This window comes from Polaromonas sp. P4_F9 (assembly GCF_056401235.1).
In genome coordinates, this window is the sequence record NZ_JBFUJT010000010.1 from 46,692 (window position 1) to 71,917 (window position 25,226).

General features: G+C 60.4%; 24 protein-coding genes and 1 tRNA gene. 18 read left to right on the forward strand and 7 right to left on the reverse strand.

Annotated features, from left to right (window positions below; translation table 11 throughout):
• The first annotated feature begins 80 nt into the window (after nt 1-80).
• The 10 genes from uvrB to AC1DUB_RS10745 all read left to right on the forward strand — a co-directional run bounded on the left by uvrB (nt 81) and on the right by AC1DUB_RS10745 (nt 8,893).
• A complete protein-coding gene (gene uvrB, locus AC1DUB_RS10700) occupies nt 81-2,201 on the forward strand; it encodes an excinuclease ABC subunit UvrB (RefSeq protein ID WP_477716949.1) in 2,121 nt (706 codons plus the stop codon).
• A gap of 278 nt (nt 2,202-2,479) precedes the next feature.
• A complete protein-coding gene (iscR, locus tag AC1DUB_RS10705) occupies nt 2,480-3,016 on the forward strand; it encodes a Fe-S cluster assembly transcriptional regulator IscR (protein ID WP_477717222.1) in 537 nt (178 codons plus the stop codon).
• A 99-nt stretch (nt 3,017-3,115) separates the two neighbouring features.
• Nucleotides 3,116-4,333 carry an IscS subfamily cysteine desulfurase gene (locus tag AC1DUB_RS10710; protein WP_477729514.1) on the forward strand — a complete coding sequence of 406 codons (1,218 nt, stop codon included), beginning with the start codon at nt 3,116-3,118 and terminating at the stop codon, nt 4,331-4,333.
• A gap of 46 nt (nt 4,334-4,379) precedes the next feature.
• Entirely contained in the window at nt 4,380-4,766 is a 387-nt protein-coding gene (gene iscU / locus AC1DUB_RS10715) for a Fe-S cluster assembly scaffold IscU (protein ID WP_477716947.1), read from the forward strand.
• 29 nt (nt 4,767-4,795) lie between these two features.
• Nucleotides 4,796-5,119, forward strand: a complete 324-nt coding sequence (gene iscA, locus AC1DUB_RS10720; RefSeq protein WP_011483105.1) for an iron-sulfur cluster assembly protein IscA — start codon at nt 4,796-4,798, stop codon at nt 5,117-5,119.
• 87 nt (nt 5,120-5,206) lie between these two features.
• On the forward strand, nt 5,207-5,725 hold the full coding sequence (gene hscB, locus AC1DUB_RS10725; protein WP_477729515.1) for a Fe-S protein assembly co-chaperone HscB: 519 nt from the start codon (nt 5,207-5,209) through the stop codon (nt 5,723-5,725).
• Between the two features lie 20 nt (nt 5,726-5,745).
• Nucleotides 5,746-7,608, forward strand: coding sequence for a Fe-S protein assembly chaperone HscA (hscA, locus tag AC1DUB_RS10730; protein ID WP_477729516.1), 1,863 nt, complete (start codon nt 5,746-5,748; stop codon nt 7,606-7,608).
• A gap of 41 nt (nt 7,609-7,649) precedes the next feature.
• Nucleotides 7,650-7,988: an ISC system 2Fe-2S type ferredoxin gene (fdx, locus tag AC1DUB_RS10735; RefSeq protein ID WP_477716944.1), complete on the forward strand. Its 339-nt coding sequence runs from the start codon at nt 7,650-7,652 to the stop codon at nt 7,986-7,988.
• Between the two features lie 78 nt (nt 7,989-8,066).
• Nucleotides 8,067-8,771: a DNA polymerase III subunit epsilon gene (dnaQ, locus tag AC1DUB_RS10740; protein WP_477729517.1), complete on the forward strand. Its 705-nt coding sequence runs from the start codon at nt 8,067-8,069 to the stop codon at nt 8,769-8,771.
• Nucleotides 8,772-8,818: 47 nt separating this feature from the next.
• A tRNA-Val gene (locus tag AC1DUB_RS10745) sits at nt 8,819-8,893 on the forward strand.
• A 137-nt stretch (nt 8,894-9,030) separates the two neighbouring features.
• On the opposite strand, the gene AC1DUB_RS10750 is transcribed toward AC1DUB_RS10745, so the two are convergent.
• The 4 genes from AC1DUB_RS10750 to AC1DUB_RS10765 all read right to left on the reverse strand — a co-directional run bounded on the left by AC1DUB_RS10750 (nt 9,031) and on the right by AC1DUB_RS10765 (nt 12,750).
• On the reverse strand, nt 9,031-9,540 hold the full coding sequence (locus tag AC1DUB_RS10750; protein WP_477729518.1) for a CBS domain-containing protein: 510 nt from the start codon (nt 9,538-9,540) through the stop codon (nt 9,031-9,033).
• Nucleotides 9,541-9,867: 327 nt separating this feature from the next.
• On the reverse strand, nt 9,868-11,556 hold the full coding sequence (locus AC1DUB_RS10755; RefSeq protein WP_477729519.1) for a PhoH family protein: 1,689 nt from the start codon (nt 11,554-11,556) through the stop codon (nt 9,868-9,870).
• Between the two features lie 179 nt (nt 11,557-11,735).
• Nucleotides 11,736-12,212, reverse strand: a complete 477-nt coding sequence (locus AC1DUB_RS10760; protein ID WP_477716940.1) for a peroxiredoxin — start codon at nt 12,210-12,212, stop codon at nt 11,736-11,738.
• Between the two features lie 136 nt (nt 12,213-12,348).
• Nucleotides 12,349-12,750, reverse strand: coding sequence for an Mth938-like domain-containing protein (locus tag AC1DUB_RS10765; protein WP_477729520.1), 402 nt, complete (start codon nt 12,748-12,750; stop codon nt 12,349-12,351).
• A 240-nt stretch (nt 12,751-12,990) separates the two neighbouring features.
• Here AC1DUB_RS10765 and AC1DUB_RS10770 point away from each other — a divergent pair, with 240 nt between their 5' ends.
• The 6 genes from AC1DUB_RS10770 (at nt 12,991) to AC1DUB_RS10795 (ending at nt 19,181) form a co-directional block, all read left to right on the forward strand.
• Nucleotides 12,991-14,214, forward strand: a complete 1,224-nt coding sequence (locus tag AC1DUB_RS10770; protein WP_477716938.1) for a pyridoxal phosphate-dependent aminotransferase — start codon at nt 12,991-12,993, stop codon at nt 14,212-14,214.
• A 63-nt stretch (nt 14,215-14,277) separates the two neighbouring features.
• On the forward strand, nt 14,278-15,621 hold the full coding sequence (locus tag AC1DUB_RS10775) for a homoserine dehydrogenase (protein WP_477729521.1): 1,344 nt from the start codon (nt 14,278-14,280) through the stop codon (nt 15,619-15,621).
• Complete coding sequence (thrC, locus tag AC1DUB_RS10780; RefSeq protein ID WP_477729522.1) at nt 15,621-17,036, forward strand: threonine synthase; 1,416 nt, start codon at nt 15,621-15,623, stop codon at nt 17,034-17,036. Before AC1DUB_RS10775 ends, thrC begins: the two co-directional genes overlap by 1 nt.
• Nucleotides 17,037-17,114: 78 nt before the next feature.
• Nucleotides 17,115-17,648 carry a molybdopterin-guanine dinucleotide biosynthesis protein B gene (mobB, locus tag AC1DUB_RS10785; RefSeq protein WP_477716935.1) on the forward strand — a complete coding sequence of 178 codons (534 nt, stop codon included), beginning with the start codon at nt 17,115-17,117 and terminating at the stop codon, nt 17,646-17,648.
• Nucleotides 17,645-18,919 (forward strand): molybdopterin molybdotransferase MoeA, encoded by a 1,275-nt coding sequence (locus tag AC1DUB_RS10790; RefSeq protein ID WP_477729523.1) that lies wholly within the window; start codon nt 17,645-17,647, stop codon nt 18,917-18,919. Before mobB ends, AC1DUB_RS10790 begins: the two co-directional genes overlap by 4 nt.
• A 10-nt stretch (nt 18,920-18,929) precedes the next feature.
• Nucleotides 18,930-19,181 carry a MoaD/ThiS family protein gene (locus tag AC1DUB_RS10795; RefSeq protein WP_477729524.1) on the forward strand — a complete coding sequence of 84 codons (252 nt, stop codon included), beginning with the start codon at nt 18,930-18,932 and terminating at the stop codon, nt 19,179-19,181.
• Between the two features lies 1 nt (nt 19,182).
• Here the strand turns inward: AC1DUB_RS10795 and dapA are convergent, their stop codons facing one another.
• Nucleotides 19,183-20,085, reverse strand: a complete 903-nt coding sequence (dapA, locus tag AC1DUB_RS10800) for a 4-hydroxy-tetrahydrodipicolinate synthase (RefSeq protein WP_477729525.1) — start codon at nt 20,083-20,085, stop codon at nt 19,183-19,185.
• A gap of 285 nt (nt 20,086-20,370) precedes the next feature.
• Between dapA and moaE the strand changes: the two genes are divergently transcribed.
• The gene (moaE, locus tag AC1DUB_RS10805; protein WP_477729526.1) at nt 20,371-20,847 is read left to right on the forward strand and encodes a molybdopterin synthase catalytic subunit MoaE; all 477 of its coding nucleotides are present in this window, start codon (nt 20,371-20,373) and stop codon (nt 20,845-20,847) included.
• Between the two features lie 3 nt (nt 20,848-20,850).
• On the opposite strand, the gene AC1DUB_RS10810 is transcribed toward moaE, so the two are convergent.
• Together AC1DUB_RS10810 and AC1DUB_RS10815 are read right to left on the reverse strand one after the other, a co-directional pair.
• Nucleotides 20,851-21,363, reverse strand: a complete 513-nt coding sequence (locus AC1DUB_RS10810) for a MarR family winged helix-turn-helix transcriptional regulator (RefSeq protein WP_477716930.1) — start codon at nt 21,361-21,363, stop codon at nt 20,851-20,853.
• 207 nt (nt 21,364-21,570) lie between these two features.
• Nucleotides 21,571-22,167, reverse strand: coding sequence for a hypothetical protein (locus AC1DUB_RS10815; protein WP_477729527.1), 597 nt, complete (start codon nt 22,165-22,167; stop codon nt 21,571-21,573).
• A 137-nt stretch (nt 22,168-22,304) separates the two neighbouring features.
• On the opposite strand from AC1DUB_RS10815, the gene clpB reads away from it, so the two are divergent.
• Nucleotides 22,305-24,905, forward strand: coding sequence for an ATP-dependent chaperone ClpB (clpB, locus tag AC1DUB_RS10820; protein WP_477729528.1), 2,601 nt, complete (start codon nt 22,305-22,307; stop codon nt 24,903-24,905).
• Nucleotides 24,906-25,226 lie beyond the last annotated feature (321 nt).

Below are 25,226 nucleotides of genomic sequence, written 5' to 3' on the forward strand. Positions count from 1 at the left end.
AGCTTGTTATTTCAGATTTCGTCCGAATGTCGTATTCTGTTTAGTTGCCCTTGATTTTAACGGGCCCAGATTGAGGTTCTATGCCAGAAGTCACTGAAGTCATTACGGATTTGCCTGATTTATCCCCTGCCGGAGAATTTGTCAGCTTTCCTGATTCGCCCTTTGAGTTGTTCATGCCTTACCCGCCGGCGGGCGACCAGCCGACCGCGATTGCCCAGCTGGTGGAGGGTATCAACGATGGCGAGGTGTTTCAGACCCTGCTGGGCGTGACGGGTTCCGGCAAGACGTTCACGATGGCCAATGTCATTGCACGCCTGGGGCGCCCCGCGATCGTGTTTGCGCCGAACAAGACCCTGGCGGCACAGCTTTACAGCGAGTTCCGGGAGTTTTTCCCGAAGAACGCGGTGGAATATTTTGTCAGTTATTACGATTACTACCAGCCCGAAGCCTACGTGCCGCAGCGCGATCTCTTTATTGAAAAAGACTCGGCCATCAACGAGCACATCGAGCAGATGCGCCTTTCAGCCACCAAGAGCGTGCTGGAGCGCCGCGACACCATCATCGTCGGCACGGTGAGCGCCATTTATGGGATTGGGGCGCCTGAGGACTACACCCAGATGCGCTTCATTGCGCGTATTGGCGACAAGATGGGGCAGCGCGACGTCATTGCCCGCCTGATCCGCATGCAGTACACCCGCAACGAGCAGGATTTCGCGCGCGGCACTTTCCGGGTGCGCGGCGATGTGATCGACATTTTTCCGGCCGAGCATTCCGAGCTGGCCATCCGCATCGAGCTGTTTGACGACGAGATTGAATCCCTGCAGCTGTTTGATCCGCTCACCGGGCGTATCCGGCAGAAAATTCCGCGTTTTGTGGTGTATCCCAAGAGCCACTACGTGACGCCGCGCGACAAGGTCATGACGGCGGTGGAAACCATCAAGCTGGAGCTGTCCGAACGGGTGGGCCAGTTTATTGCGGACGGCAAGCTGGTCGAGGCCCAGCGGATCGAGCAGCGCACCCGGTTTGACCTCGAAATGCTCAGCGAGATCGGGCACTGCAAGGGGATTGAAAACTACACCCGCCACCTGAGCGGCGCCGCGCCGGGCTCGCCGCCGTCGACGCTGTGTGACTACCTGCCCAAGGATGCGCTGATGTTTCTTGACGAGAGCCACGTCATGATCGGGCAGCTCAACGCCATGTACAACGGCGACCGGGCGCGCAAGACCACGCTGGTGGAGTATGGTTTTCGGTTGCCCAGTGCGCTGGACAACCGGCCGCTCAAGTTTGAAGAGTTCGAGTCCAAGATGCGGCAGGCTATATTTGTATCGGCCACGCCCGCGGCCTACGAGCAGGCGCATGCCGGCAACGTGGTCGAGCAGGTGGTGCGGCCCACGGGCCTGGTGGATCCCGAGGTTGAAGTGCGGCCGGCAACCCACCAGGTTGATGACGTTCTGCAGGAAATCCGCATCCGGGTCGAGCGGAACGAACGGGTGCTGATCACCACGCTGACCAAGCGCATGGCCGAGCAGCTCACCGATTACCTGGGCGACAACGGGGTGAAAGTGCGCTATCTGCACAGCGATGTGGATACGGTGGAGCGGGTGGAGATCCTGCGCGACCTGCGGCTGGGCGCGTTTGACGTGCTGGTCGGCATCAACCTGCTGCGCGAGGGGCTGGATATTCCCGAGGTTTCGCTTGTTGCCATCCTGGATGCCGACAAGGAGGGCTTTTTACGGGCTGAACGCAGCCTGATTCAAACCATTGGCCGGGCCGCCCGAAACCTGAACGGCCGCGCCATTTTGTATGCCGACCGCATCACGGACTCCATGAAAAAGGCCATGGATGAGACGGAAAGACGCCGCAACAAGCAGATTGCCTTCAACCTCGAGCACGGCATCACCCCGCGCAGCGTGGTCAAGCGCATCAAAGACCTGATTGACGGCGTGTACAGCGAAAAATCCGGCAAGGAAGCGGAAAAGCTCGAGATGCAAAAAGCGCTGGTGGAGGACATGAGCGAGAAAGACATCGCGCGGGAAATCAAACGCCTGGAAAAGCAGATGATCGAGCACGCCAAAAACCTGGAGTTCGAGAAAGCCGCCAGGATCCGCGACCAGTTGCACATACTGAAAGAGCAGGCTTTTGGCGCGCCGGGCGTGGACAATGTCGCGGTTATTGCCGCTGCAGGCTCAGGCCAGCGGTAGTTTTTCTGCGCCGTCGCGTCAGCACTTGCGTGATTATTTTGCACCTAAATGGTGCAAAAATGCCGCCTACTACGGGTTACTACCCGTCCCAGGGGGCATACCCATGCAGAAATCGCGCCTATGTTATACTTGACGAAAACAGTCAAGAACAACCTGGCAACAAAAAGAGCCCCTGCGACATCCCGTTGACTGACCTGGGCTGCTGGAGGACGAGTTCTCTGAGGGTCACAAGCTTTCAGGGTGAAAACGACAGTCAAGCCAACTTAAAGGAGCTTGTTATGCGCCTCACAACCAAAGGCCGTTTTGCGGTCACTGCGATGATTGATTTGGGACTGCGCCAGAATAGTGGCCCGGTTACCTTGGCTGCCATCAGCCAGCGTCAACAGATTTCCCTGTCCTATCTTGAGCAACTCTTTGGCAAATTGCGCCGGCATGAGCTGGTGGAGTCCACCCGGGGTCCTGGTGGTGGCTATACCTTGGGCCGCAAGGCCTCGGAGATCACCGTTGCCGACATTATTGTGTCGGTGGACGAGCCGATCGACGCGACGCAGTGCGGTGGCAAGGAGAATTGCCTGGGTGACGGCGGGCGCTGCATGACGCATGAGCTGTGGGCCTCCCTGAACAGCCGCATGGTGGAGTTCCTTGATTCCGTGACTTTGCAAAAACTGGTGGAAGACCAGTTGGCCAAAGGCGTGGTGGTCGAGAATACTCCTCAGGTGAAAAAGGCCGTTTTTGCTGCACCGGTGGTCAAACCCATCCGTGTCAATGCGCCCAACTCCGTATTCGCCTTGGGAAACGCATTTTCCAAATCCTGAGGGCCATAACGCGGTATTTTGCCGGTGTCGACCTGCGGATGAATTGAGGTCGTTGTTTTGAGCTGCCAGCCAACCTTGTGAATTAAAAAAGCTAGCTAAATGGATACCCCACACTTTCCTATTTATATGGACTACAGCGCTACCAATCCGTGCGATCCGCGGGTGGTGGATGCCATGATTCCCTGGTTGCGCGAGCATTTCGGCAATCCGGCTTCCCGCAGCCATGCCTGGGGTTGGGAAGCAGAAGCTGCCGTTGAAAAAGCGCGCGAGCAGGTTGCCTCCCTGATTGGCGCCGATCCGCGCGAGATCGTGTGGACCAGTGGTGCGACCGAGTCCAACAATCTGGCGCTTAAAGGTGCCGCCCATTTCTACAAGACCAAGGGCAAGCACCTCATCACGGTCAAGACCGAGCACAAGGCTGTGCTTGACACCTGCCGTGAGCTGGAGCGTCAAGGTTTTGAAGTCACCTATTTGGATGTGCAGGCCGATGGCCTGCTTGACCTGGAGGCCCTCAAGGCCGCCATGCGGCCCGACACCATTGTGGTCAGCGTCATGTACGTCAACAACGAAATTGGCGTGATCCAGGACATCCCTGCGATTGGCGCCCTGTGCCGCGAACGGGGAATTATTTTCCATGTGGATGCTGCGCAGGCGACCGGCCGCGTGGACATCGACCTGGCGACCCTGCCGGTGGACCTGATGAGCCTGACCTCGCACAAGACCTATGGCCCCAAAGGCATTGGGGCGCTGTATGTGCGCCGCAAGCCCCGCGTGCGCCTGGAGGCCCAGATGCACGGTGGAGGCCACGAGCGCGGAATGCGCTCCGGCACCTTGCCTACGCATCAGTGCGTGGGCATGGGCGAGGCTTACCGCATTGCCAAAGCAGAGATGCACGAAGAGAACAAGCGCATCGCCGCCCTGCACGAGCGCATGCTCAACGGCCTCAAGGATGTGGAGGAAGTGTTCCTCAATGGACATGCTGAAAAGCGCGTGCCGCACAACCTGAACATGAGTTTCAACTATGTTGAAGGCGAATCGCTGATCATGGGCATCAAGGGTCTGGCTGTATCGAGTGGCTCGGCCTGTACCTCGGCCAGCCTGGAGCCCAGCTATGTGTTGCGTGCCCTGGGTCGCAGCGACGAGCTGGCGCACAGCAGCCTGCGCATGACGATTGGCCGCTGGAGCACCGAGGAAGAGATCGATTACGCGGTCGCCACCATCAAGGAAAACGTGGCCAAGTTGCGTGAACTGTCCCCCCTGTGGGAGATGTTCAAGGATGGGGTTGACCTGTCCACCATCCAGTGGGCAGCCCACTGAATCGGCCCGCCAAATCAGCAGATCAGACAGCTAAAGAGGTAAACAAATGGCATACAGCGAAAAAGTGGTAGACCACTATGAACATCCCCGCAATGTCGGCTCTTTTGAAAAGGGTGACGAAACGGTAGGTACCGGCATGGTGGGCGCCCCCGCTTGCGGCGACGTCATGAAACTGCAGATCAAGGTCAACCCGGTCACGGGCGTGATTGAAGATGCGCGTTTCAAAACATATGGCTGCGGCTCGGCGATTGCTTCCAGCTCACTCGTGACCGAGTGGGTCAAGGGCAAAACGCTGGACGAAGCGGCAAGTATCAAGAACAGCGCCATTGCCGAAGAACTGGCTTTGCCACCGGTCAAGATCCACTGCTCCATTCTGGCGGAAGACGCCATCAAGGCTGCCGTGAACGACTACAAGCAAAAGCACACGCACTGATAGTCCTGCCTAATTTTTGAGTCATTGAAATGTCCGTTACTCTCACCGATGCTGCTGCCCGCCACGTGACCCGCTATATGGCCAAACGCGGGAAGGGTGTGGGCGTGCGTTTGGGCGTCAAGACCACAGGCTGTTCGGGCCTGGCGTACAAGCTTGAATATGCCGACGAGATCGCGCCTGAAGATGTGGTGTTCGAAGACAACGGCGTCAAGGTGCTGGTGGATCCCAAAAGCATGGCCTACATCGACGGTACCCAGCTCGACTTTGTGCGTGAGGGTCTGAACGAAGGCTTCAAGTTCATCAATCCCAACGAGCGTGATCGCTGTGGGTGTGGTGAAAGCTTTCGGGTTTGACGGGCGCACTTGCGCTAGCCCAGACATCCAGTACAGCCGTTTTCGCAGAGCCGCCTTCACTGACTGTGCTGGCGGCTTTTTCTTGACATGAACCTCCAATCCACCGATTTCGAATTGTTTGGCGTGCCCGTGCGCTTTGCGCAGGACCGTGCCGCGCTTGATGCCCGCTGGAAAGAGCTGCAGCGCGAGGCCCATCCCGACAAGTTCGCAGCCCAGGGCGCGGCAGCCCAGCGTGTGGCCATGCAATGGTCGGTACGCATTAATGAGGCCTACCAGCGACTCAAGGACCCCTTGAAGCGCGCCAGCTACCTGTGCGAGTTGCATGGGGCTCCGATCCACGCCGAGAAAAACACGGCCATGCCGCATGATTTTCTGGTGCAGCAAATGCAGTTGCGAGAAGCGCTGGATGAAGCTCAAACCATTGAAGACCTGGAGGATATTGCCTCCGAATCCTTATTGACTGCGGAAAAGCAGCTATCAAAAATAGAGCACGCTCTTGACATCAACAAGGACTTTGCCGCTGCGGCGCAGCAGGTCAGAAGCCTTATGTTTATTGAGCGTTTTGCCAGCGAGGTGGATGCACGCATCGACCAGCTGGGACAATGACGAATCATCCGAAGAACGACATGGCACTCCTGCAGATATCCGAACCCGGCCAGACGCCAGATCCGCACCAGCGACGCATTGCCGTCGGCATCGACTTGGGCACGACGCATTCCCTGGTTGCCAGCGTGCGCAATGGCGTCTCTGAGTGCCTGCCTGACAACGAAGGCCGCGTGATTTTGCCCAGCGTGGTGCGCTATCTGGACGCCAATCGGCGCCAGATCGGTTTTGAGGCGCTGGCGGCACAGGTGGAAGACCCCGGCAATACCATTTCGTCAGTCAAGCGCCTGATGGGGCGGGGCATTGACGACATTGGCAGCCGCGCGCAGTTGCCCTATCAGCTCAACGACAAGCCGGGCATGGTCACGCTGCAGACTGTTGCGGGAGAAAAGAGCCCGGTCGAGATCAGCGCTGAAATTCTGGCCACCCTGCGTTATCGCGCCGAAGACACCTTCAATGATGATATTTACGGTGCCGTGATCACGGTACCCGCGTATTTCGACGAGGCCCAGCGCCAGGCGACCAAGGATGCGGCGCAATTGGCCGGCCTGAACGTGCTGCGTCTGATCAATGAGCCCACGGCGGCTGCAATCGCTTATGGCCTGGACAATGCCAGCGAAGGCGTCTATGCCGTCTACGACATGGGCGGGGGGACGTTTGATATTTCCATCCTGCGCCTCACGCAGGGCGTGTTTGAGGTGGTGTCTACCGGTGGCGACTCTGCGCTCGGAGGCGACGACTACGACCGCGCGCTGGTGGACTGGGTGCTGGCCAAGGCCGGCCTGGCGGCCGATGTCCTCACGCCCTCGGACAAGGCGGCCCTGCAACGGGCAGCGCGCGCCTGCAAGGAGGCCTTGTCTGCCGCAGATTCGGCCCCGTTTTCCGTGCAGCTGGCCAAGGTGCTGGTCAATGTGGAGATGAAGGCGGAAGATTTTGAGGCTGCAACCGCTCATCTGACCCAGCGCACACTGTCGGCCGTGCGCAAGGCCTTGCGCGATGCCAAACTGGCCAAGGATGAGATTCACGGCGTTGTGCTGGTGGGCGGCTCCACGCGCATGCCTCAGGTGCGCAAGGCGGTGGCCAGTTTCTTCGGCCGTGAGCCGTTGACCAACCTCAATCCCGACGAGGTGGTGGCCCTCGGCGCTGCCATTTCTGCCAACCAGCTGGCTGGCAACCATGGCGGGAGTGACTTGCTGCTTCTCGATGTGATTCCGCTCTCGCTGGGTATTGAGACCATGGGCGGACTGGTCGAGCGCATTGTGCCGCGCAACCAGACCATCCCGACGGCCATGGCGCAAGACTTCACCACCTACCAGGACGGCCAGACGGCGCTCGCCCTGCATGTGGTGCAGGGCGAGCGTGATCTGGTGGCCGATTGCCGCAGCCTTGCCCGCTTCGAGTTGCGCGGCATACCGCCCATGGCCGCTGGCGCTGCGCGCATCCGGGTGACTTTCACCGTGGATGCGGACGGCCTGCTCAGCGTCAATGCCAAAGAGCAGGGCAGCGGGGTGGAGGCACGTATTGACGTGAAGCCCTCCTACGGCCTGTCTGATGACGAGATTGCCCGCATGCTGCAGGAGAGTTTTTCCACCGCCCAGCAGGACATGAAGGCACGTGCCCTGGCCGAGGCGCAGGTCGACGCCGACCGCATGATTCTTGCCACGCAGAGCGCGTTGGCGGCGGACGCGGACCTGCTGAGCCCCAATGAACGGGCGCAGATTGACAGCCTGGTCGTCGGACTCACCGATGCGCGTACCCATGGCGACACCGCCACCATTGAAGCCGCCACCCAGGCGCTGGCCAAAGGCACCGAGTCCTTCGCGGCGCAACGTATGAACCGCGGCATTCGACAAGCCCTGGCGGGGAAAAACATCGAGGCGGTCTGAGCGAGCGTCTGCACCAAGCCCCAACAAGTCAGATTGACACCATGCCCATCATCAAAATACTGCCCCATTCCGAATACTGCCCGCAGGGCGCTGAAATCTCGGCGCCAGCAGGCACGTCCATCTGCGAGGCCTTGCTCGACAACAAGATCAATATTGAGCACGCCTGCGACATGAGTTGCGCCTGCACCACCTGCCATGTGATCGTGCGCCAAGGCTTCAACTCCCTGAACGGGCTCGACGAAAGCGAAGAAGACTTGCTCGACCGCGCTTGGGGACTGGAGCCCAATTCCCGCCTGAGCTGCCAGGCGTTTCTGGCGCAGACCGATGTGACGGTTGAAATACCGAAATATTCCATCAATCACGCCAAGGAAAACCACTGACAGTGCGGCTGGCCTGAAGCGGAAAACCGGCTCATCCGGATCCGCAGGCGGCTGCGGCAGGGAGCGATAATCCAGGTCATGCGCCAAATCGTTCTAGACACAGAAACTACGGGTCTTTCCGCTGAAAACGGCGACCGCATCATTGAAATTGGCTGCGTGGAGCTGGTGGGTCGCAAGCTCACAGGCAACAACAGGCATTTTTACCTGAACCCCGAGCGCGACAGCCATGAGGATGCGCTCAAGGTGCACGGCATCAGCAATGAGTTTTTGAAGGACAAGCCCAAGTTCGCTGCCGTGGCAGAAGAGCTGCTGGAGTACCTGYGGGGCGCCGAGATCATCATCCACAACGCGCCCTTCGATGTGAGCTTCCTCAACAAGGAACTGGAGCTCATCGGCAGGGACCCGATCCGGCACTGCGTGGCCAAGGTGACGGACAGCCTGATGATGGCCAAGGAGCTGTTCCCGGGCAAGCGCAACTCGCTCGACGCACTGTGCGACCGGCTGGACGTTGACAACTCGGGCCGAACGCTGCACGGGGCGTTACTCGATGCCGAACTGCTGGCCGACGTGTACATCAATCTCACGCGGGGGCAAAACTCCTTGATGATGGACGTGGGCGGTCCGGCGCAGGACGGCGACATGGCCCCGTTGATTGACCTGAGCGGTTTTGATTTGCCACTGCTGTTGGCCAATGACCAGGAAATTGCCGCGCATGAAGTATTGCTGGCCGATATTGACAAGGCCAGCAAGGGGAAAACAGTTTGGCGTGCCGCCACGGTCTAGGCCGAAAAATCACTCAAAAACAGCCTATAATCGAAGGCTGACCAATAGGGCGGTTAGCTCAGGGGTAGAGCACTGCATTCACACTGCAGGGGTCGCAGGTTCGAAGCCTGCACCGCCCACCAGAATTTTGAATTCAAATGACTTGCGGGATTCCGCAGGTCTTTTTTTTTGCCCGTGTGATGGTGCCATCATTTGGTCGATGGTCGCCTTACAGCCCCGGGATTCCCCCGTCCGAAGGCCTGCCAATGGTGTTAATGGATCAGCCGGGCTGCCTGCGCTTTTTTCCTGATGCAGAGCTGCCACCTGCCGCACCGCTCGCTTGCGGCTGGTTTGAACGGTCCGGCTCCGCAGGCATGGAGATATTTCCCAAGGACGCGGCGACATCTGCATCCTCATCGGGGTCCTTGGCTGCAATATCGCCCAGGGAAATAATTCCGACCAGCCGATCCTGACCATCAACCACCGGCAACCGGCGAATCTGGCTCTCAGCCATCTCGCTGAGAACTTCGTCCACGTCCTCGTCCTCGCGTGCTGTGCGCACGTTCGTGCTCATCACATCCGCCAGGACTGTGGTCTTTGCGTCGAGTTCCTGCGCCACGCCGCGCACGACAATATCGCGGTCGGTCACCATGCCGACCAGCTTTTCGCCGTCGCAGACAGGAATGACGCCCACATTGAGTTCATCCATGGCTCGCGCGGCGGATGTCACGGTATCGGCGGGCATCAAGGTCCGCACACCGCGAGTCATAAGCTCGGAAACTGTTGTCATCTCAAACTCCTTGAGTTGCGCCGACACAGCGCCAGCGTGTGATTCAAGCCTAATAGGACTATCAGTCGAGCCTGTCGGCAAGCTCGCAAACCGGCGTAGGACTGGCGCTAAGAAGGCAAGGGGCCTGTCTTTAGGCGAGGAGCCTGAGGGTTCCAATGCGGCATCGCGGCATCGTGTTGTACGACGGGAACTGGCGTTCCGGGGAATTCAGGATTAACCGGGATCGTATTTTCAGGACTGAATTTCGGGCGTAAAAAAGGCCAGGTCATGCAACCTGGCCTTTTTACTTTTTACGTTTCCCGATTCGCTGTCGCGTTGCTCCGGCGGCTACAGCACCTCACTGGCAAAGTCGGCCAGCCGTGAGCGTTCCCCCCGCGCCAGCGTGATGTGCCCGCCATGCGGCCAGCCCTTGAAGCGATCGACCGCGAAGGTCATTCCCGAGGAGCCTTCGGTGAGGTAGGGGGTGTCGATCTGCGCCAGGTTGCCCATGCAGATGATCTTGGTACCGGGGCCGGCTCGGGTGATGAGGGTCTTCATCTGCTTGGGCGTCAGGTTTTGCGCCTCGTCGATGATGACGTACTTGTTGAGGAAGGTGCGGCCGCGCATGAAGTTCATGCTCTTGACCTTGATGCGCGAACGGATCAGCTCATTGGTGGCTGCGCGTCCCCACTCGCCGGAACCACTGTCGGTTTTGCCCAGTACTTCCAGGTTGTCGTCAAGCGCGCCCATCCATGGACCCATTTTTTCCTCTTCGGTGCCCGGCAAAAAGCCAATGTCTTCACCGACCGAAACGGTCGCTCGCGTCATGATGATCTCGGTGTAGCGGCGGTCGTCAAGCACCTGCGTGAGACCGCTGGCCAGAGCCATCAGTGTTTTTCCGGTACCCGCCGTACCCGCCAGCGTCACGAAATCCACTTCCGGGTCCATTAGCAGGTTCATCGCAAAATTTTGCTCGCGGTTACGCGTGGTCACACCCCATACCGCATTTTTCAGGTGGTTGTAATCCTTCAGGGTCTTCAACACGGCTGTTTTGGCCCGGATTTCCGTGACCCGGGCATACAGCGGAGGTTCGCCCGGTGCCTCAAAAAACACGAACTGGTTGATCAGCAGGCTGGCCACGATAGGGCCGGTGATGCGGTAAAAGGTGTGACTGCCTTGTTGCCAGCTTTCAATGGTTTTGCTCTGCCGCGTCCAGAAATCAGGCGGCAGGGCCAGCGAGCCGGCATACAGCAAATCCCCGTCTTCCAGGGTTTTGTCGTTCTGGTAGTCATCAGTGGCCAGACCCAGCGCGCGCGCCTTGACCCGCATGTTGATGTCCTTGGACACCAGCACCACTTCGCGCGGCGCATATTCCTTGCGCAGGGCCTCGACCACGCCCAGGATCTGGTTGTCGGCCTTGCCCTGCGGCAGGCTCATCGGCAACGTGTAGTCCATCGGTTTTGTCTGGAAAAACAGGCTGCCGCCTGCCTCCGGGTGGCCGGTGGTGTCCAGTTTGAGGCCCTTGCCAATGTCGGCGCCCTGGGCGCCGGCCAGTGCGTCCAGCGTGCGGCTGGTCTGGCGCGCATTGCGGGCTACCTCGGTCATGCCTTTTTTATGCCCGTCGAGCTCCTCGAGCACGATCATCGGCAGAAAGATGTCGTGTTCTTCAAAGCGGAACAGGCACATCGGGTCGTGCATCAGCACGTTGGTGTCGAGCACAAACAGCTTGGCGGGCCCGGGATGCCTGCTTTTCTTCGGTTTCAGGACTGGCTGGGGCAGCGAAATGCTCTCTTTTTCATAGCTTTCCTCGCCAGCTTTTCCTGGGCGGGGTGGCTCTTTTCCCTTGTAAGCAACGGGATGATCGCCACCGCCGGCCGTCACCGTACGGTTGTCAAACAGGTCCAGTACAGGGGGCTTGCGGCCTGATTCGGCGTTCTCCGTCTTTCGTGCAGCCTTGGAGGGTGAACGGGCTGGGGCATCCAGGACGTCGGTGGAGAGCAGGGCGGCACGCTTGGTCGGGGCGGGGGGCAGGGGCATAGTGCTTAAAACTCTCTTGAAGGGTGGTTCCAGAAGCAAAAAAGCCGCCTCAAGGCCGGGGCGGCTTTTTGTTTTGACGCAGTTGCGAAGGTCAACAGCATGAGTTCATTATGCACAACTGAGGTGACAGGGCAATCCAGTGTTGCCGGGCTCTGTTGCGAACTGGCGTCAACAGGCTTTCAGGCAGCCTTTTTGAGGGCCTTGACGGCCTTGAGGACATCCTCGACATGGCCGGGCACCTTGAGGCCGCGCCATTCTTCTTTCAGCTGTCCGTCGGCGCCGATCAGGAAGGTGCTGCGCTCAATGCCCTTGACCTTTTTGCCGTACATGATCTTGTTCTTGACCACGCCGAACATGTGGCACATTTTTTCTTCGGTATCTGCAATCAGCTCGAAGGGGAGCTCGAGCTTGGACTTGAATTCGTCATGCGACTTCATGTTGTCGCGCGAGACGCCAAATACGGTCGCACCGGCCTTGACGAAGTCCTTGTAGTGGTCGCGGAACTGCATGGCCTCGGTGGTGCAACCGGGCGTGTTGTCCTTGGGGTAGAAGTACAGCACGACGACTTTTCCCAGATGGGACTGGTTGGACACCTTGATGCCACCCGTGGCGTTCGCTTCAAATTCGGGGAGTGGTTTATTGACGACGACTGCCATACTGAGTAGACCCTGACGAAAGTAGTTGTAATTAGCCGGCTATTGGCAATGCTTTTTGATACGCAACCCCTGGTGCTAGTCCTGAAGGTGTGAGACCAAACGCAACCCTACATTTTACCCTGAAAGAGCCGGTCTTTCAGTTCGCCTGGCCTTCTTCTCTTCCAATCAGCAGGGCCGCAATAACCTGCCGGCCTTCACCCGCCAGGATGTTGTAGGTACGGCAGGCGGCCAGCGTGYCCATGGTTTCAATGCCGATGCGCTGGTCCATCAAGGCCCGCAAAAATGCCGGAGGCGGGAAGCGCAAGCGCGTGCCGCTGCCGAAAATCACCAGTTCGGGCCGGGTTGCGGCAAGCAGCGCGAAATGCTCCGCAGTGAGATCGTCAAAGCGTGCGCAATTCCAGTCGAATTTTTCGCCACGTGAGCCGATCACGATGCTGTGTTCGATTTTTTCAGCCACGCCGTTGTGCCCCAAGCCGACCCATCCGGGACCGTAGCCGAGGATGGATTGCACGTCGAGGCGGTCTGGTTGAAGTTTCATGCGGGGATTGGAGGACTCAGGGGTTTGGGGTTCAGGGGCTCAGGAAGACCTGTCATGCGGGAAAGCGGGCAATGGGCAAGGGCTATTTGCCTGTGAAACGCGGGCGAAATACGCGTTTTATGTGGTCAAATTATAGATTCCGCCCGAATTTCCCGTTGGCATGCTGGCGTTCTCCCACCTACGAGTGGGTTTGTCAGCGCGTTTGACGGTGTGGTCCTGGCTCCCTATTCGACAATGCATATGAAACCGATCACCAAATCCGCCAAGCTGGCCAATGTGCTCTACGACATTCGCGGTCCGATCATGGACGCCGCCAAGCAGATGGAGGAAGAAGGGCACCATCTCATCAAGCTCAACCTGGGCAATCTGGCGGTGTTCGGTTTCGATGCGCCCGAAGAAATCCAGCAGGACATGATTCGCAACCTGCCTTCGTCGGCCGGCTATTCGGACAGCAAGGGCATTTTTGCGGCACGCAAGGCGGTGATGCACGAGACCCAGAAACAGGGCATCAAGGGCGTGACGCTCGATGACGTTTACCTGGGCAACGGCGCCAGCGAATTGATCGCCATGGCCACCAACGCGCTGCTCGACGACGGCGACGAACTGCTGCTGCCAGCACCTGACTATCCGCTGTGGACCGCCTCCACCAGCCTGTCGGGCGGCAAACCGGTGCACTACCTCTGTGATGAAAACAACGGCTGGATGCCCAACCTTGACGATATTCGCGCCAAGATCACGCCCAAGACCAAGGGCATTGTGGTCATCAACCCCAACAACCCGACCGGCGCGCTGTATTCCGACGAACTTCTCAAGCAGATCGTGGAGATCGCGCGCGAGCACGGGTTGGTTATCCTGGCCGACGAGGTTTACGACAAGGTGCTGTATGACGGCGCCCACCATACCGCCATCGCCAGCCTGTCGACGGACGTGCTCACGCTGACTTTCAATTCGCTGTCCAAGAGTTACCGCTCGTGCGGCTACCGCGCCGGCTGGCTGGTGGTGTCCGGCCCCAAGAAGCGGGCGGAGGACTACATCGAGGGCCTCAACATGCTGGCCAACATGAAGCTGTGCTCCAACGTGCCGGGTCAGTGGGCCATCCAGACGGCCCTGGGCGGCTACCAGAGCATCAACGACCTGACAGGCGAGGGCGGGCGCTTGCGCCGCCAGCGCGATCTGGCGTACGAGCTGATCACGGCCATCCCGGGTGTGAGTTGCGTCAAGCCCAGCGCGGCGCTCTACATGTTCCCCAAACTCGATCCCAAGGTCTATCCGATCAAGGACGACCGGCAGTTCTTCCTCGAGCTGCTCAAGGAAACCAAGGTGATGCTGGTGCAGGGCACCGGCTTCAACTGGGCCGCGCCGGACCACTTCCGCATCGTCTTCCTGCCGCACGAGGAAGACCTGCGCGAGGCCGTGGGCCGGATTGCAAAATTCCTCGAGAATTATCGAAACAACAACATCTGAGCCGGTACTGGCAAGTACGGAAAGTACGGAAAGTACCGCAGGCATTTTTGACTATTGAGCAACATGAAACCGAAATCGACAAATCTCAAATCCATCCAGGTCGGCTTGCTGGGCATAGGCACCGTAGGCGGCGGTGTGTTCAACGTATTGCGGCGCAATCAGGAAGAGATCCTGCGCCGTGCCGGTCGGGGCATTGAAATTACCATGGTGGCGGACCTCGACACCGCCCGCGCGCAGGCTGTGGTGGGTGACAGCGTGCAGGTCGTCGCCGATGCCCGCGCGGTGATCGCGAATCCCGCAATCGACATCGTGATTGAGCTGATCGGCGGCTACGGCATCGCCCGTCAGCTGGTGATGGAAGCCATTGAAGCGRGCAAGCATGTGGTGACCGCCAACAAGGCCTTGCTGGCGGTGCACGGCACCGAAATTTTTGCCGCTGCGCACCGCAAGGGCGTGATGGTGGCCTTTGAAGCTGCGGTGGCGGGTGGCATTCCCATCATCAAGTCGCTGCGTGAAGGACTGACGGCCAACCGCATCGAATGGATCGCCGGCATCATCAACGGCACGACCAATTTCATCTTGAGCGAAATGCGTGACAAGGGCCTGGACTTCGACGTGGTGCTCAAGGAGGCGCAGCGCCTGGGTTACGCCGAGGCTGACCCCACCTTCGACATCGAGGGCGTGGACGCGGCGCACAAGGTCACGCTGATGTCGGCGATTGCCTTCGGCATTCCGGTGCAGTTTGACAAAGCCTATGTCGAAGGCATTACCCGGCTGGATGCGCAGGACATCAAGTACGCCGAGCAGCTCGGCTACCGCATCAAGCTGCTGGGCATCACCAAAAATACCGCCAAGGGCATCGAGCTGCGTGTGCATCCCAGCCTGGTGCCGATGAAGCGCCTGATTGCCAATGTGGAAGGCGCCATGAACGCCGTGATGGTGCATGGCGATGCCGTCGGCACCACGCTGTACTACGGCAAGGGCGCGGGCAGCGAACCCACCGCCAGCGCCGTGATTGCCGACCTGGTCGACATTGCCCGCCTGCACACGGCTGACGCCGCGCATCGCGTGCCGCATCTGGCGTTCCAGCCCGACTGGATGAGTGATACGCCGGTGCTGGCCATGGGTGATGTGGTCACGAGTTATTACCTGCGCCTGAAGGTGGCCGATGAAGCCGGCGTGCTGGCCAGGGTCACCGGTATTCTCGCCTCGCTGGGCATCAGCATAGACGCCGTGCTGCAGCGCGAGGCCGATGAAGTGGGCGGCGAAGGCTCCACGCAGACCGACCTCATCATCCTCACACACGACTGTGTGGAAGCGAAGATGAACGACGCGTTGGCACAGATGCAGGGCTTGCCCACGGTGCTGGCGCCCATCACGCGTATCCGCAAGGAGGAATTGGCCTGATGCGCTACATCTCCACCCGTGGTCATGTTGACCGCAAGCGCTTTTGCCAGATACTGCTGGAAGGTCTCGCGCCGGATGGCGGCTTGTACCTGCCGGAGCGCTATCCGCAGGTTGACGATGCGACGCTGACGAAATGGCGCAGCCTGCCTTATGCGGATCTCGCGTTCGAAGTCCTGTCGCTGTATATCGATGACATTCCGCCGGCGGACCTGAAGGCGATCTGCGAGAAGACCTATACCGAAGAGGTTTTTGGAACAAAAGAGATCGTTCCGCTGAAAAAACTGCAGGAGGGCCTGTACCTCGAGGCCCTGTCGAACGGGCCCACGCTCGCCTTCAAGGACATGGCCATGCAATTGCTGGGCAACCTGTTCGAATACGAACTGGCGCGCCGCGGTGAAGAGCTGAATATCCTGGGCGCCACCAGCGGAGATACCGGCAGTGCGGCCGAATACGCCATGCGCGGCAAGCAGGGCGTGCGGGTTTTCATGACATCGCCGAATGGCCGCATGAGCCCGTTCCAGCAGGCGCAGATGTTCAGCCTGCAGGACGAAAACATCCACAACCTCGCGCTGGATGGCGTGTTTGACGACTGCCAGGACATCGTCAAGGCGGTGTCCAATGACCTGGATTTCAAGCGCCAGTACAAGATCGGCACGGTCAATTCCATCAACTGGGCGCGCCTGATGGCGCAGGTGGTTTATTACTTCGCCGGCTACTTTCAGGCAACAAAATCAAACGCCGACAAGGTCAGCTTTACCGTGCCGTCGGGCAACTTCGGCAATGTCTGCGCCGGCCATGTTGCCCGCATGATGGGTTTGCCCATCGACAAGCTGGTGGTGGCGACCAATGAGAACGACGTGCTCGACGAATTCTTTCGCACCGGCGTCTACCGTGTGCGGGCTGGCGCCGACACGCATGAGACCTCCAGCCCGTCAATGGACATTTCCAAGGCCTCGAACTTCGAGCGTTTTGTGTTCGACCTGCTGGGCCGGGACGCGATGCGCATCGCCGAGCTATTCGGAAACCGGTTGTCGGCACAGGGCAGTTTTGACCTGAGCCGCGATGCCGCCTTCCAGGCAGCCGCGCAGCGCTACGGGTTTGCCAGCGGCACGAGCACCCACTCCGACCGGTTGCAGACGATTCGCGATACCTTCCAGCGCCTTGGCACCATGATCGATACGCACACCGCCGACGGCCTGAAGGTGGCGCGTGCGCACCTGCAGGCGGGTGTGCCCATGATCGTGCTCGAGACGGCCCTGCCGATCAAGTTCGCCGAAACCATCGAAGAGGCACTGGGCCGCTTGCCGACCCGGCCCGCAAAGTTCGAAGGCATAGAGGACTTGCCCAAGCGTGTGCAGGTCATGCCCGCCGATGTTGACCTGGTCAAGGCCTATATCGCCAACAACGTGCATTGAGTGGCTCTCCAGTCCCTTTCGGATGGGCATGGCCAGCCAGTGAATCAGTAGCAAACCAGGATCGGTGAAAAACTGTTTATGAACGTGGTTGCATTTGCCGGCTATTCCGGCTCGGGGAAGACGACGCTGGTGGAAAGGCTGATTCCCGCGCTCAAGCTGCGCGGCCTGCGTGTCTCGGTCGTCAAACATGCACACCACAAATTCGACATTGACCACCCGGGCAAGGATACCTACCGTCACCGGGAGGCCGGGGCCTTCGAGGTGGTTGTCGCGTCGGAAAACAGGCTGGCACTGATCCGTGAGTTCGAACGACCGACGACGCTGTCGGTGCACCACCTGATTGCCGAGCTGTACGAGGGCGTGGACTGGGTGCTGGTGGAGGGCTTCAAGAGCAGCGACCTGCTGAAGGTGGAAGTCTGGCGCGCCGCGTCCGGCAAGCCGGCACGTTATCCGGACGACGATTTTGTGGTGGCGATTGCTACCGACTCGCCGGAGCAGCTGCCGCAAACTACCCTCAGGCCGGTGCTGGATTTGAATGACGCCGATGCCCTCGCGCTGTGGTTGATCGACAATCAGGAACGCTTTGCCTACCGCCCCGAGTCGTATGCATGAACACTTCCCAAACCACCCCTGCATCCACCTCTACTGCACCAGCTGCCCGTCCCGCGCTTAAGCCGCTGGACGATGCGCTGGCCGAGCTGCTGGCCCACGCCGCCCCGTTGGCAGGCCTGGAAACGGTTTCCACATTTGAGGCTGATGGCCGCGTGCTGGCGCAAGACGTGGTCTCCGCGCTGCAGGTACCACCCGAAGACAACAGCTCGATGGACGGGTATGCCGTGCGTACTGCCGATGTGCAGCAGGCCGGCACGGCTTTGCGTGTGTCGCAGCGCATCCCTGCCGGCAGCGCAGGCAGTGCGCTGGAGCCGGGCACGGCCGCACGCATTTTCACGGGTGCGCCCATTCCCGCAGGTGCCGACGCGGTGGTGATGCAGGAAGACTGCGAAGTGCTGGCGGAGCCGCAAGGTTTTATCAAGATCACGCAGCCGCCCAGGTCGGCGCAGTGGATTCGCCGCGCCGGCGAGGATGTCACGCGTGGCGCCATCGTGCTCTCAAAAGGTGAGCGGCTCACGCCAGCCGCACTTGGGCTGGCGGCCAGTGTTGGCATGAATGTTTTGCAGGTGGCGCGCCGGCCGCGGGTGGCGCTGTTTTCCACCGGCGATGAGCTGGTCATGCCAGGCGAGGTTGCCCCGGAGCAGATGCGGCCGGGCGCCATCTACAACTCCAACCGCTTCTTCCTGCGTGCCTTGCTGTCGCGCCTGGGGTGCGAGGTGACGGACATGGGCATCGTGCCGGACCGGCGCGACGCCACGCTGGACGCGCTGCGCAGCGCCAGCCAGGCGCACGATTTGATCCTGACCAGCGGCGGCGTATCTGTCGGTGAAGAAGATCACATCAAGCCCGCGGTGCAGCAGCTCGGTTCACTCGACCTCTGGCAGATTGCGATCAAGCCCGGCAAACCGTTTGCCTATGGCAAGGTCGGGCCGGCGCACTTCATCGGCCTGCCGGGCAACCCAGTCTCCAGCTTTGTGACCTTCCTGCTGCTGGTGCGCCCCTTTCTGCTGAAGCTGCAGGGTGCGAGCCAGGTGGCCCTGAAATCAGTCACTGTTCCCGCCCATTTCAATTGGCCCCGCGCCGATAAGCGCCGCGAGTTCCTGCGGGTGCAACGCAATGCAGCCGGCGGGCTGGACCTGTTTGCCAATCAGAGTTCCGGGGTGCTGACCTCGGCAGTCTGGGGCGACGGTCTGGTGGACAACCCGGCGGGGCAGACCATCGCGCACGGCGACAGCGTGCAGTTCATCCCGTTTTCAGCACTCCTGTCGTGAAAGCCTCGGTATGAAAGTCACGGTCAGGTATTTCGCGTCCATCCGTGAAGCCATCGGGCAGGGCAGCGAGTTGCGCGAAACCTCCGCCGGCACGCTGGCTGCCCTGCGCGACGAACTGCTGGCCGCCAGTCCCGCACATGCCGGCAGCCTGGCACGTGGCAAAGCTGTACGCATGGCGCTGAACCAGGTCATGAGTGACGAGTCGGCCGTTTTAAGCGAAGGCTGCGAAGTCGCCTTCTTTCCGCCCGTCACCGGCGGCTGATTTACTCGATCAATTCATCCAGCCGCTGCAGGCGTTCAACCAGCGCGCCAGAGGCCCGGGTCATGGGGCTGCGAAGCTCTTCGCGAACCAGTCCCCGGCGCGCGAGCAGCGCTTTCAGCGGGCCGGGGCTGGGTTCGGCAAACAGGCCTTCAATCAGCGGCGGCAGGGGTTCCCACAGCGTGCGAGCCTGCGCCTCGTTGCCGGTCTTGATGAGATCCATCACCTGGACGAAACGCCGCGTGTGCACATGGGCTGCCGCCGCAATCGCACCATGCCCGCCTTGCGCCAGGGTGGAGAAAATATTGACATCCTCGCCGCACAAGACTTGCAGGCGGCCGTCGCTGATCAGTGCTCGCGTTTTGTCCGCGTCGCCGCCGCAGTCCTTGATGGCGCAGATGCGTGGATGGCTGGTCAGCGCCCTCAGGGTCTCCAGTTCGATCTTCACGCCGGTGCGGTAGGGTATGTCATACAGGATGACCGGCACGGCACTGGCGTCGGCCAGCTGGGTAAACCACTCGATCAGGCCGGCCTGGGCGGGCCGGATGTAGTGGGGCGCGGGCAGCAGGATGCCGGCAATGCCCAGCTCGCCCAGCACTTTGATGCGCACCGCGGTTTTGCCCAGGTGGTAGCCCGACAGGCCCATGACCACCGGCAGCTCAGGCGCTTCCCGCATGATGGCCTGCAGCACGGCCAGCTGCTCTTCGTCGCTCAGGGCGGCTGCTTCACCAGTGGAGCCGCAGGCCACCAGGCCGGCAATGCCGCTGCCGCGGTAGTGCGCCACCAGGCGCTTCAAGGAGGCATGGTCGACCTCGCCGTGGTCAAAGGGGGTGACAAGCGGGAGCCAGAGCCCCGAAAAATCTGGAGTTACCGGGGTTACCTGGTTTGCATTGCGCGCTGTTTGCATGAAGACACATCCTTAAAAACTGACCGGCTTGGAAGGCCATCGTCAGAACAAGAGGTGGTGCACGCGGGAAAGACCTGAAAGTAGCTGGCGGCTCCATCGCTCATTCGACGACGGAACCGCAGCCCCGGTCAAATGAGCAACGGTTTTTTTGACTTGCTGGCGCACGCCTCATAGCCACGGCTGCCGTTGGGCATCCAGGCGGTGAGGAGGTTTGTGCAGTCAGTCATGCGACAAATCTTACGGCATGCATGCGGCTTTTGGGGTGGTGGTGGCAAAATTGCAACTATGGCTTTATCCCGCGTCCTGATCACGACCGAAGACTTCAATCTGGCCGATGAGGTGGCCGCTCTGCGCGCGAATGACACCCGGGTCGGCGCCGTATGCACTTTCACGGGCACGGTGAGGGACCGCAATGACGGCCAGAGCGTCAGCATCATGGAACTGGAACACTACCCCGGCATGACCGAAAAAGCCATTGAGGCCATGATCGACGAGGCAATAGTGCGCTTCGATATTTTGGGCGTCCGGGTGATCCACCGTGTCGGACTTTTGCAGCCGCAGGATCAGGTGGTCATGGTGGCGGTGACTTCCGCTCACCGCGGTGAAAGCTTCAAGGCCTGCGAATTCCTGATGGACTACCTGAAGACCCAGGCACCGTTCTGGAAAAAAGAGCAGACGCCGGAGGGCGCGCGTTGGGTCGATGCGCGCGTCAGCGACGATGCAGCGCTGGCCAAATGGGGCATACAAGCCACCAATGGCTAGAAATTACTTGGCTCCCGGCATGCCCCTGGGCTCGTCCGTATCCTGCGCTGGCGGCACAAAAGGGGCCCGCGCCTCGTCTTCCAGCCCGGCTGTCAGCAACTGCAGCAGGTGGACCAGCTGGTTTTGCTGCGTATTGTCCAGCGGCGCCATCAGGCGGCTGTAGGCGCGCTCGGCCGGTTCCTGCGCCTGTTTCAGCAGGGCGAGCCCCTCGGTTGACAGCGAGATCGACAAGTTGCGCCGGCTCGAAGGTGCGGGCACGCGCTCTATCAGTCCCCGTGTTTCCAGGCCGCGCAACACACGCAGCACCGTCACCTTGTCAAAACCCAGCGCGCGTGCCAGCGTGGATTGGTCCAGGCCGGGGCTGGCACGCAGCACACTGAGCACGCCGAACTGCGCGGGTGTCAGCCCGACACTGCGGCATTCATCTTCGAAAACGGCGGCCGAGATCTGGTGCGCGCGACGCAGCAAAAAACCGGGGCGCGCGTACAGTTTGGAAAGATTATGGAAGGCAGGCACAGTATCTGGTCAGGGCCGGTCAACTCAGGGGCTAGGGAAAGACTACGGTATTCAAGTATTCGGAGGCTCAGGGAATTCATGGATTGTGCCCTGTTGATTTTGTCAAATGCTGGTTGGCATGCAAGCCAAATAAGGTTGTTTGCGGCCCGCGGGATACCCATCCGGGACCGAGGTGCCACCCTCTGCAGTCATTCAGTTCAGTTCAGTTCAATTCAGGTATCTGGGCTTGGCGGGGTCCATGGCCAGTTCGGGCACGTCGGCGTTGGCGGCGGCTGGCTGGAGGGCAGGGGATGTCAGCGGCTCCAGCCACTGCGACGCATTCAGGCTCTGGTGCAGCAGGTGCAGCAAGCCGTTGGTCAGTTGCGCATCCATCATGAGCTGAAAATTTCGCACCGCGTCACCGCCTGGCAGTTTTTCAAGCATTTGCAGGCGCAGCTGCCCAGTGCCCATCAGCGTGACCTTGACTTCAGTCAGCAGCAGCGGCTCGGGGCCCAGCACTGCATCGGCGGGCTGGTCCCGCCGATCTTCGTAGGGCGTCTTGAAGTCGCCGGTGCGTAATGACGCCTCTTTCTGGAAGGCATCGAGCAACTGGCCTCGCTGCTCGTCCAGGCTGGCTGCCGGCGCCGCAGGGCCCGCAAGTTTTGTCATTTGGGCGACGGCCGTCTGGCTGAGTACCGGCCACAGGGCCAGGGCCAGGCGCCGGGTCAGCCAGGCGCGCAACTCACCGCCTTCCCTGCCATTGATCCGTATCAATAAACGGTCCTGTTCCGGCGCGTAGTTGACCGAAACCTGATGTATGTTCATGCCAATGATTCTAGACCGCATGGCCGCGTGTGGGGGCCTCGGTGTAGCCGCAGGCCAGACCGGCCGGTTGTCGGCGCTATTGAAAAAGCTTTGTTCCAGCCCCAGATCAACAGCAATCAAATTCGAAGGGACGCCTCATGCGCCAGGACAAACTCACCACCAAATTTCAGGAAGCGCTCAGCGATGCACAGTCGCTGGCGCTCGGCAACGACAACGCCTACATCGAGCCGGCTCATTTGCTGGCGGCCATGCTGCGCCAGGATGACGGCCCCCGCGCCTTGCTGGAGCGGGCCGGGGTCAACGTCAACGGCCTGACGCAGGCAGCCGACAGCGCCGTCAAAAAGCTGCCCCAGGTGCAGGGCCAGGACCAGATCCAGGTCGGCCCCGACCTGGCCAGGCTGCTGCAGGCCACCGAAAAAGAAGCCATCAAGCGCAATGATCAATTCATTGCCGGTGAACTCTTTTTGCTGGCCGTGGCCGACAGCAAGGCCGACGTGGGCAGGATCGCCCGCGAAAACGGCCTGAGCCGCAAGTCACTGGAAGCCGCGATTGACGCGGTACGCGGCGGGCAGGGCGTGAACAGCGCCGATGCGGAGGGCCAACGCGAAGCCCTGAAGAAATACTGCATGGACCTGACAGAGCGCGCGCGTCTGGGCAAGCTCGATCCGGTGATTGGCCGCGACGATGAAATCCGGCGTGCCATCCAGGTGTTGCAGCGCCGCACCAAAAACAACCCGGTATTGATAGGCGAACCCGGTGTCGGCAAGACGGCCATCGTCGAGGGCCTGGCCCAGCGTATCGTGGCGGGCGAGGTGCCTGAGTCGCTGAAAGGCAAGCGCGTGCTGTCACTCGACATGGCTGCCTTGCTGGCCGGGGCCAAGTTCCGCGGCGAGTTTGAGGAGCGCCTGAAAACCGTGCTCAATGAATTGGCCAAGGATGAAGGCCAGACCATCGTCTTTATCGACGAGCTGCACACCATGGTCGGCGCCGGCAAGGCAGAAGGCGCCATGGATGCCGGCAACATGCTCAAGCCCGCGCTGGCGCGTGGCGAGCTGCACTGCGTGGGTGCCACCACACTGGACGAATACCGCAAGTACATTGAAAAGGACGCCGCCCTGGAGCGCCGCTTCCAGAAGATCCTGGTGGACGAACCCACGGTGGAAGCCACCATCGCCATCCTGCGCGGGCTGCAGGAAAAATACGAAGTCCACCATGGCGTGCAGATCACCGACCCGGCCATCGTCGCTGCGGCCGAACTCAGCCACCGCTACATCACCGACCGSTTYYTGCCCGACAAGGCSATCGACCTGATKGACGAGGCGGCGGCCAAGATCAAGATCGAGATGGACTCCAAACCCGAGGTGATGGATCGCCTTGACCGGCGCCTGATCCAGCTGCAAATCGAGCGTGAAGCCGTGCGCCGCGAAAAAGACGAAGCTTCGCAAAAGCGTTTTGGATTGATCGAAGTAGAGATTGCCAAGCTGCAGAAGGAAATCTCTGACTTCGACGAAATCTGGCAGGCCGAAAAAGCCCAGGCGCTCGGTTCCAAGGACGTCATGGAAGAGATCGACCGTATCCGCTTCCAGATTGAAGAGTTCACCCGCAAGGGCGACTTCAACAAGGTCGCCGAGCTGCAATACGGCAAGCTGCCCGAACTTGAAAAGCGCCTGAAGGCGGCGCAGGACAGCGAGGCGCAGAAGGAAACCAGCGATGTGCCCAAGCTGCTGCGTACCCAGGTCGGCGCCGAAGAGATCGCCGAGGTCGTGGCGCGCTCCACCGGCATTCCGGTCAGCAAACTGATGCAGGGCGAGCGCGACAAGCTGCTGCTGATGGAGGGCAAGCTGCATGAGCGCGTGGTCGGCCAGGACGAGGCCATAGCTGCGGTCGCCAATGCGATCCGCCGCTCGCGTTCGGGCCTCAGCGATCCGAACCGCCCAACCGGATCCTTCCTGTTCCTCGGCCCGACGGGTGTGGGCAAGACCGAGCTGTGCAAGGCACTGGCTGGTTTCCTGTTTGACAGCGAAGACCACCTGATTCGCGTCGACATGAGCGAGTTCATGGAGAAGCACTCGGTCGCCCGACTGATTGGCGCGCCTCCCGGCTACGTGGGCTACGAGGAAGGCGGTCACCTCACCGAGGCCGTGCGCCGCAAGCCCTACAGCGTGCTGCTGCTCGACGAGGTCGAAAAAGCCCATCCCGATGTGTTCAACGTGCTGCTGCAGGTGCTGGACGATGGCCGCCTGACCGATGGCCAGGGGCGTACTGTCGACTTCAAGAACACGGTGATCGTGATGACCAGCAACATCGGTTCACCCATCATCCAGTCCATGGTTGGCCGTGACTCAGAAGACATCAAGGACGCGGTGATCGATGAGCTGAAGAACTACTTCCGTCCCGAGTTCCTGAACCGTATCGACGAGACCGTGGTCTTCCATGCGCTCGACGCGAAGAACATCGAGTCGATCGCGCGTATCCAGCTCAAGGTGTTGATGGAGCGCCTGCAGAAAATGGACCTGACGATGGACGTCTCGGAAGCGGCGATTGCCGAGCTGGCCAAGGTCGGCTTCGACCCTGTGTTTGGCGCACGACCCCTGAAGCGCGCCATCCAGCAGCGCATCGAGAATCCGCTGTCCAAGCTGCTGCTCGAAGGGCGCTTCCCGCCCAAGAGCGTGATCCCGGTCGAGGTGGATCCCGTGCGCGAGCCGGGTGTTTTCAAGTTCGAGCGAACAGCCCACTAAGCCCTGGCGCCGCAGGGCGCTATTGAGTTTGTAGCCTCCAGCGACCGCCATTCAGTGGCTGGTTGTGGAGGTTTTTCGCTGAACATAAAACCCGCTCTTGCGCAGGCAGGAAGCGGGTCTGGTGAGCCGGCATCGATGAAAGGTGCAGGGTGTTTGTGTAACCAAGTACTGGCTTGTGTAAAAGCCTTCAGCTCGCATCGAGCACCGCTTCAGGACTACCAGCGTTCAAACCCCGATGCGGGCAAACCAGCCGTAAGTCCCTCAGCACGAATACCGCCGTCCACAGCCTGTGCAGAGGCTATGCAGCTGTGGCAGTACCGA

What these genes read in the sequence shown, in the direction of transcription:
- uvrB (WP_477716949.1), top strand. Translation starts at nt 81, where the DNA reads ATGCCAGAAGTCACTGAAGTCATTACGGATTTGCCTGATTTATCCCCT.
- iscR (WP_477717222.1), top strand. Translation starts at nt 2,480, where the DNA reads ATGCGCCTCACAACCAAAGGCCGTTTTGCGGTCACTGCGATGATTGAT.
- AC1DUB_RS10710 (WP_477729514.1), top strand. Translation starts at nt 3,116, where the DNA reads ATGGATACCCCACACTTTCCTATTTATATGGACTACAGCGCTACCAAT.
- iscU (WP_477716947.1), top strand. Translation starts at nt 4,380, where the DNA reads ATGGCATACAGCGAAAAAGTGGTAGACCACTATGAACATCCCCGCAAT.
- iscA (WP_011483105.1), top strand. Translation starts at nt 4,796, where the DNA reads ATGTCCGTTACTCTCACCGATGCTGCTGCCCGCCACGTGACCCGCTAT.
- hscB (WP_477729515.1), top strand. Translation starts at nt 5,207, where the DNA reads ATGAACCTCCAATCCACCGATTTCGAATTGTTTGGCGTGCCCGTGCGC.
- hscA (WP_477729516.1), top strand. Translation starts at nt 5,746, where the DNA reads ATGGCACTCCTGCAGATATCCGAACCCGGCCAGACGCCAGATCCGCAC.
- fdx (WP_477716944.1), top strand. Translation starts at nt 7,650, where the DNA reads ATGCCCATCATCAAAATACTGCCCCATTCCGAATACTGCCCGCAGGGC.
- AC1DUB_RS10750 (WP_477729518.1), bottom strand. Translation starts at nt 9,540, where the DNA reads ATGACAACAGTTTCCGAGCTTATGACTCGCGGTGTGCGGACCTTGATG.
- AC1DUB_RS10755 (WP_477729519.1), bottom strand. Translation starts at nt 11,556, where the DNA reads ATGCCCCTGCCCCCCGCCCCGACCAAGCGTGCCGCCCTGCTCTCCACC.
- AC1DUB_RS10760 (WP_477716940.1), bottom strand. Translation starts at nt 12,212, where the DNA reads ATGGCAGTCGTCGTCAATAAACCACTCCCCGAATTTGAAGCGAACGCC.
- AC1DUB_RS10770 (WP_477716938.1), top strand. Translation starts at nt 12,991, where the DNA reads ATGAAACCGATCACCAAATCCGCCAAGCTGGCCAATGTGCTCTACGAC.
- thrC (WP_477729522.1), top strand. Translation starts at nt 15,621, where the DNA reads ATGCGCTACATCTCCACCCGTGGTCATGTTGACCGCAAGCGCTTTTGC.
- mobB (WP_477716935.1), top strand. Translation starts at nt 17,115, where the DNA reads ATGAACGTGGTTGCATTTGCCGGCTATTCCGGCTCGGGGAAGACGACG.
- AC1DUB_RS10790 (WP_477729523.1), top strand. Translation starts at nt 17,645, where the DNA reads ATGAACACTTCCCAAACCACCCCTGCATCCACCTCTACTGCACCAGCT.
- AC1DUB_RS10795 (WP_477729524.1), top strand. Translation starts at nt 18,930, where the DNA reads ATGAAAGTCACGGTCAGGTATTTCGCGTCCATCCGTGAAGCCATCGGG.
- dapA (WP_477729525.1), bottom strand. Translation starts at nt 20,085, where the DNA reads ATGCAAACAGCGCGCAATGCAAACCAGGTAACCCCGGTAACTCCAGAT.
- moaE (WP_477729526.1), top strand. Translation starts at nt 20,371, where the DNA reads ATGGCTTTATCCCGCGTCCTGATCACGACCGAAGACTTCAATCTGGCC.
- AC1DUB_RS10815 (WP_477729527.1), bottom strand. Translation starts at nt 22,167, where the DNA reads ATGAACATACATCAGGTTTCGGTCAACTACGCGCCGGAACAGGACCGT.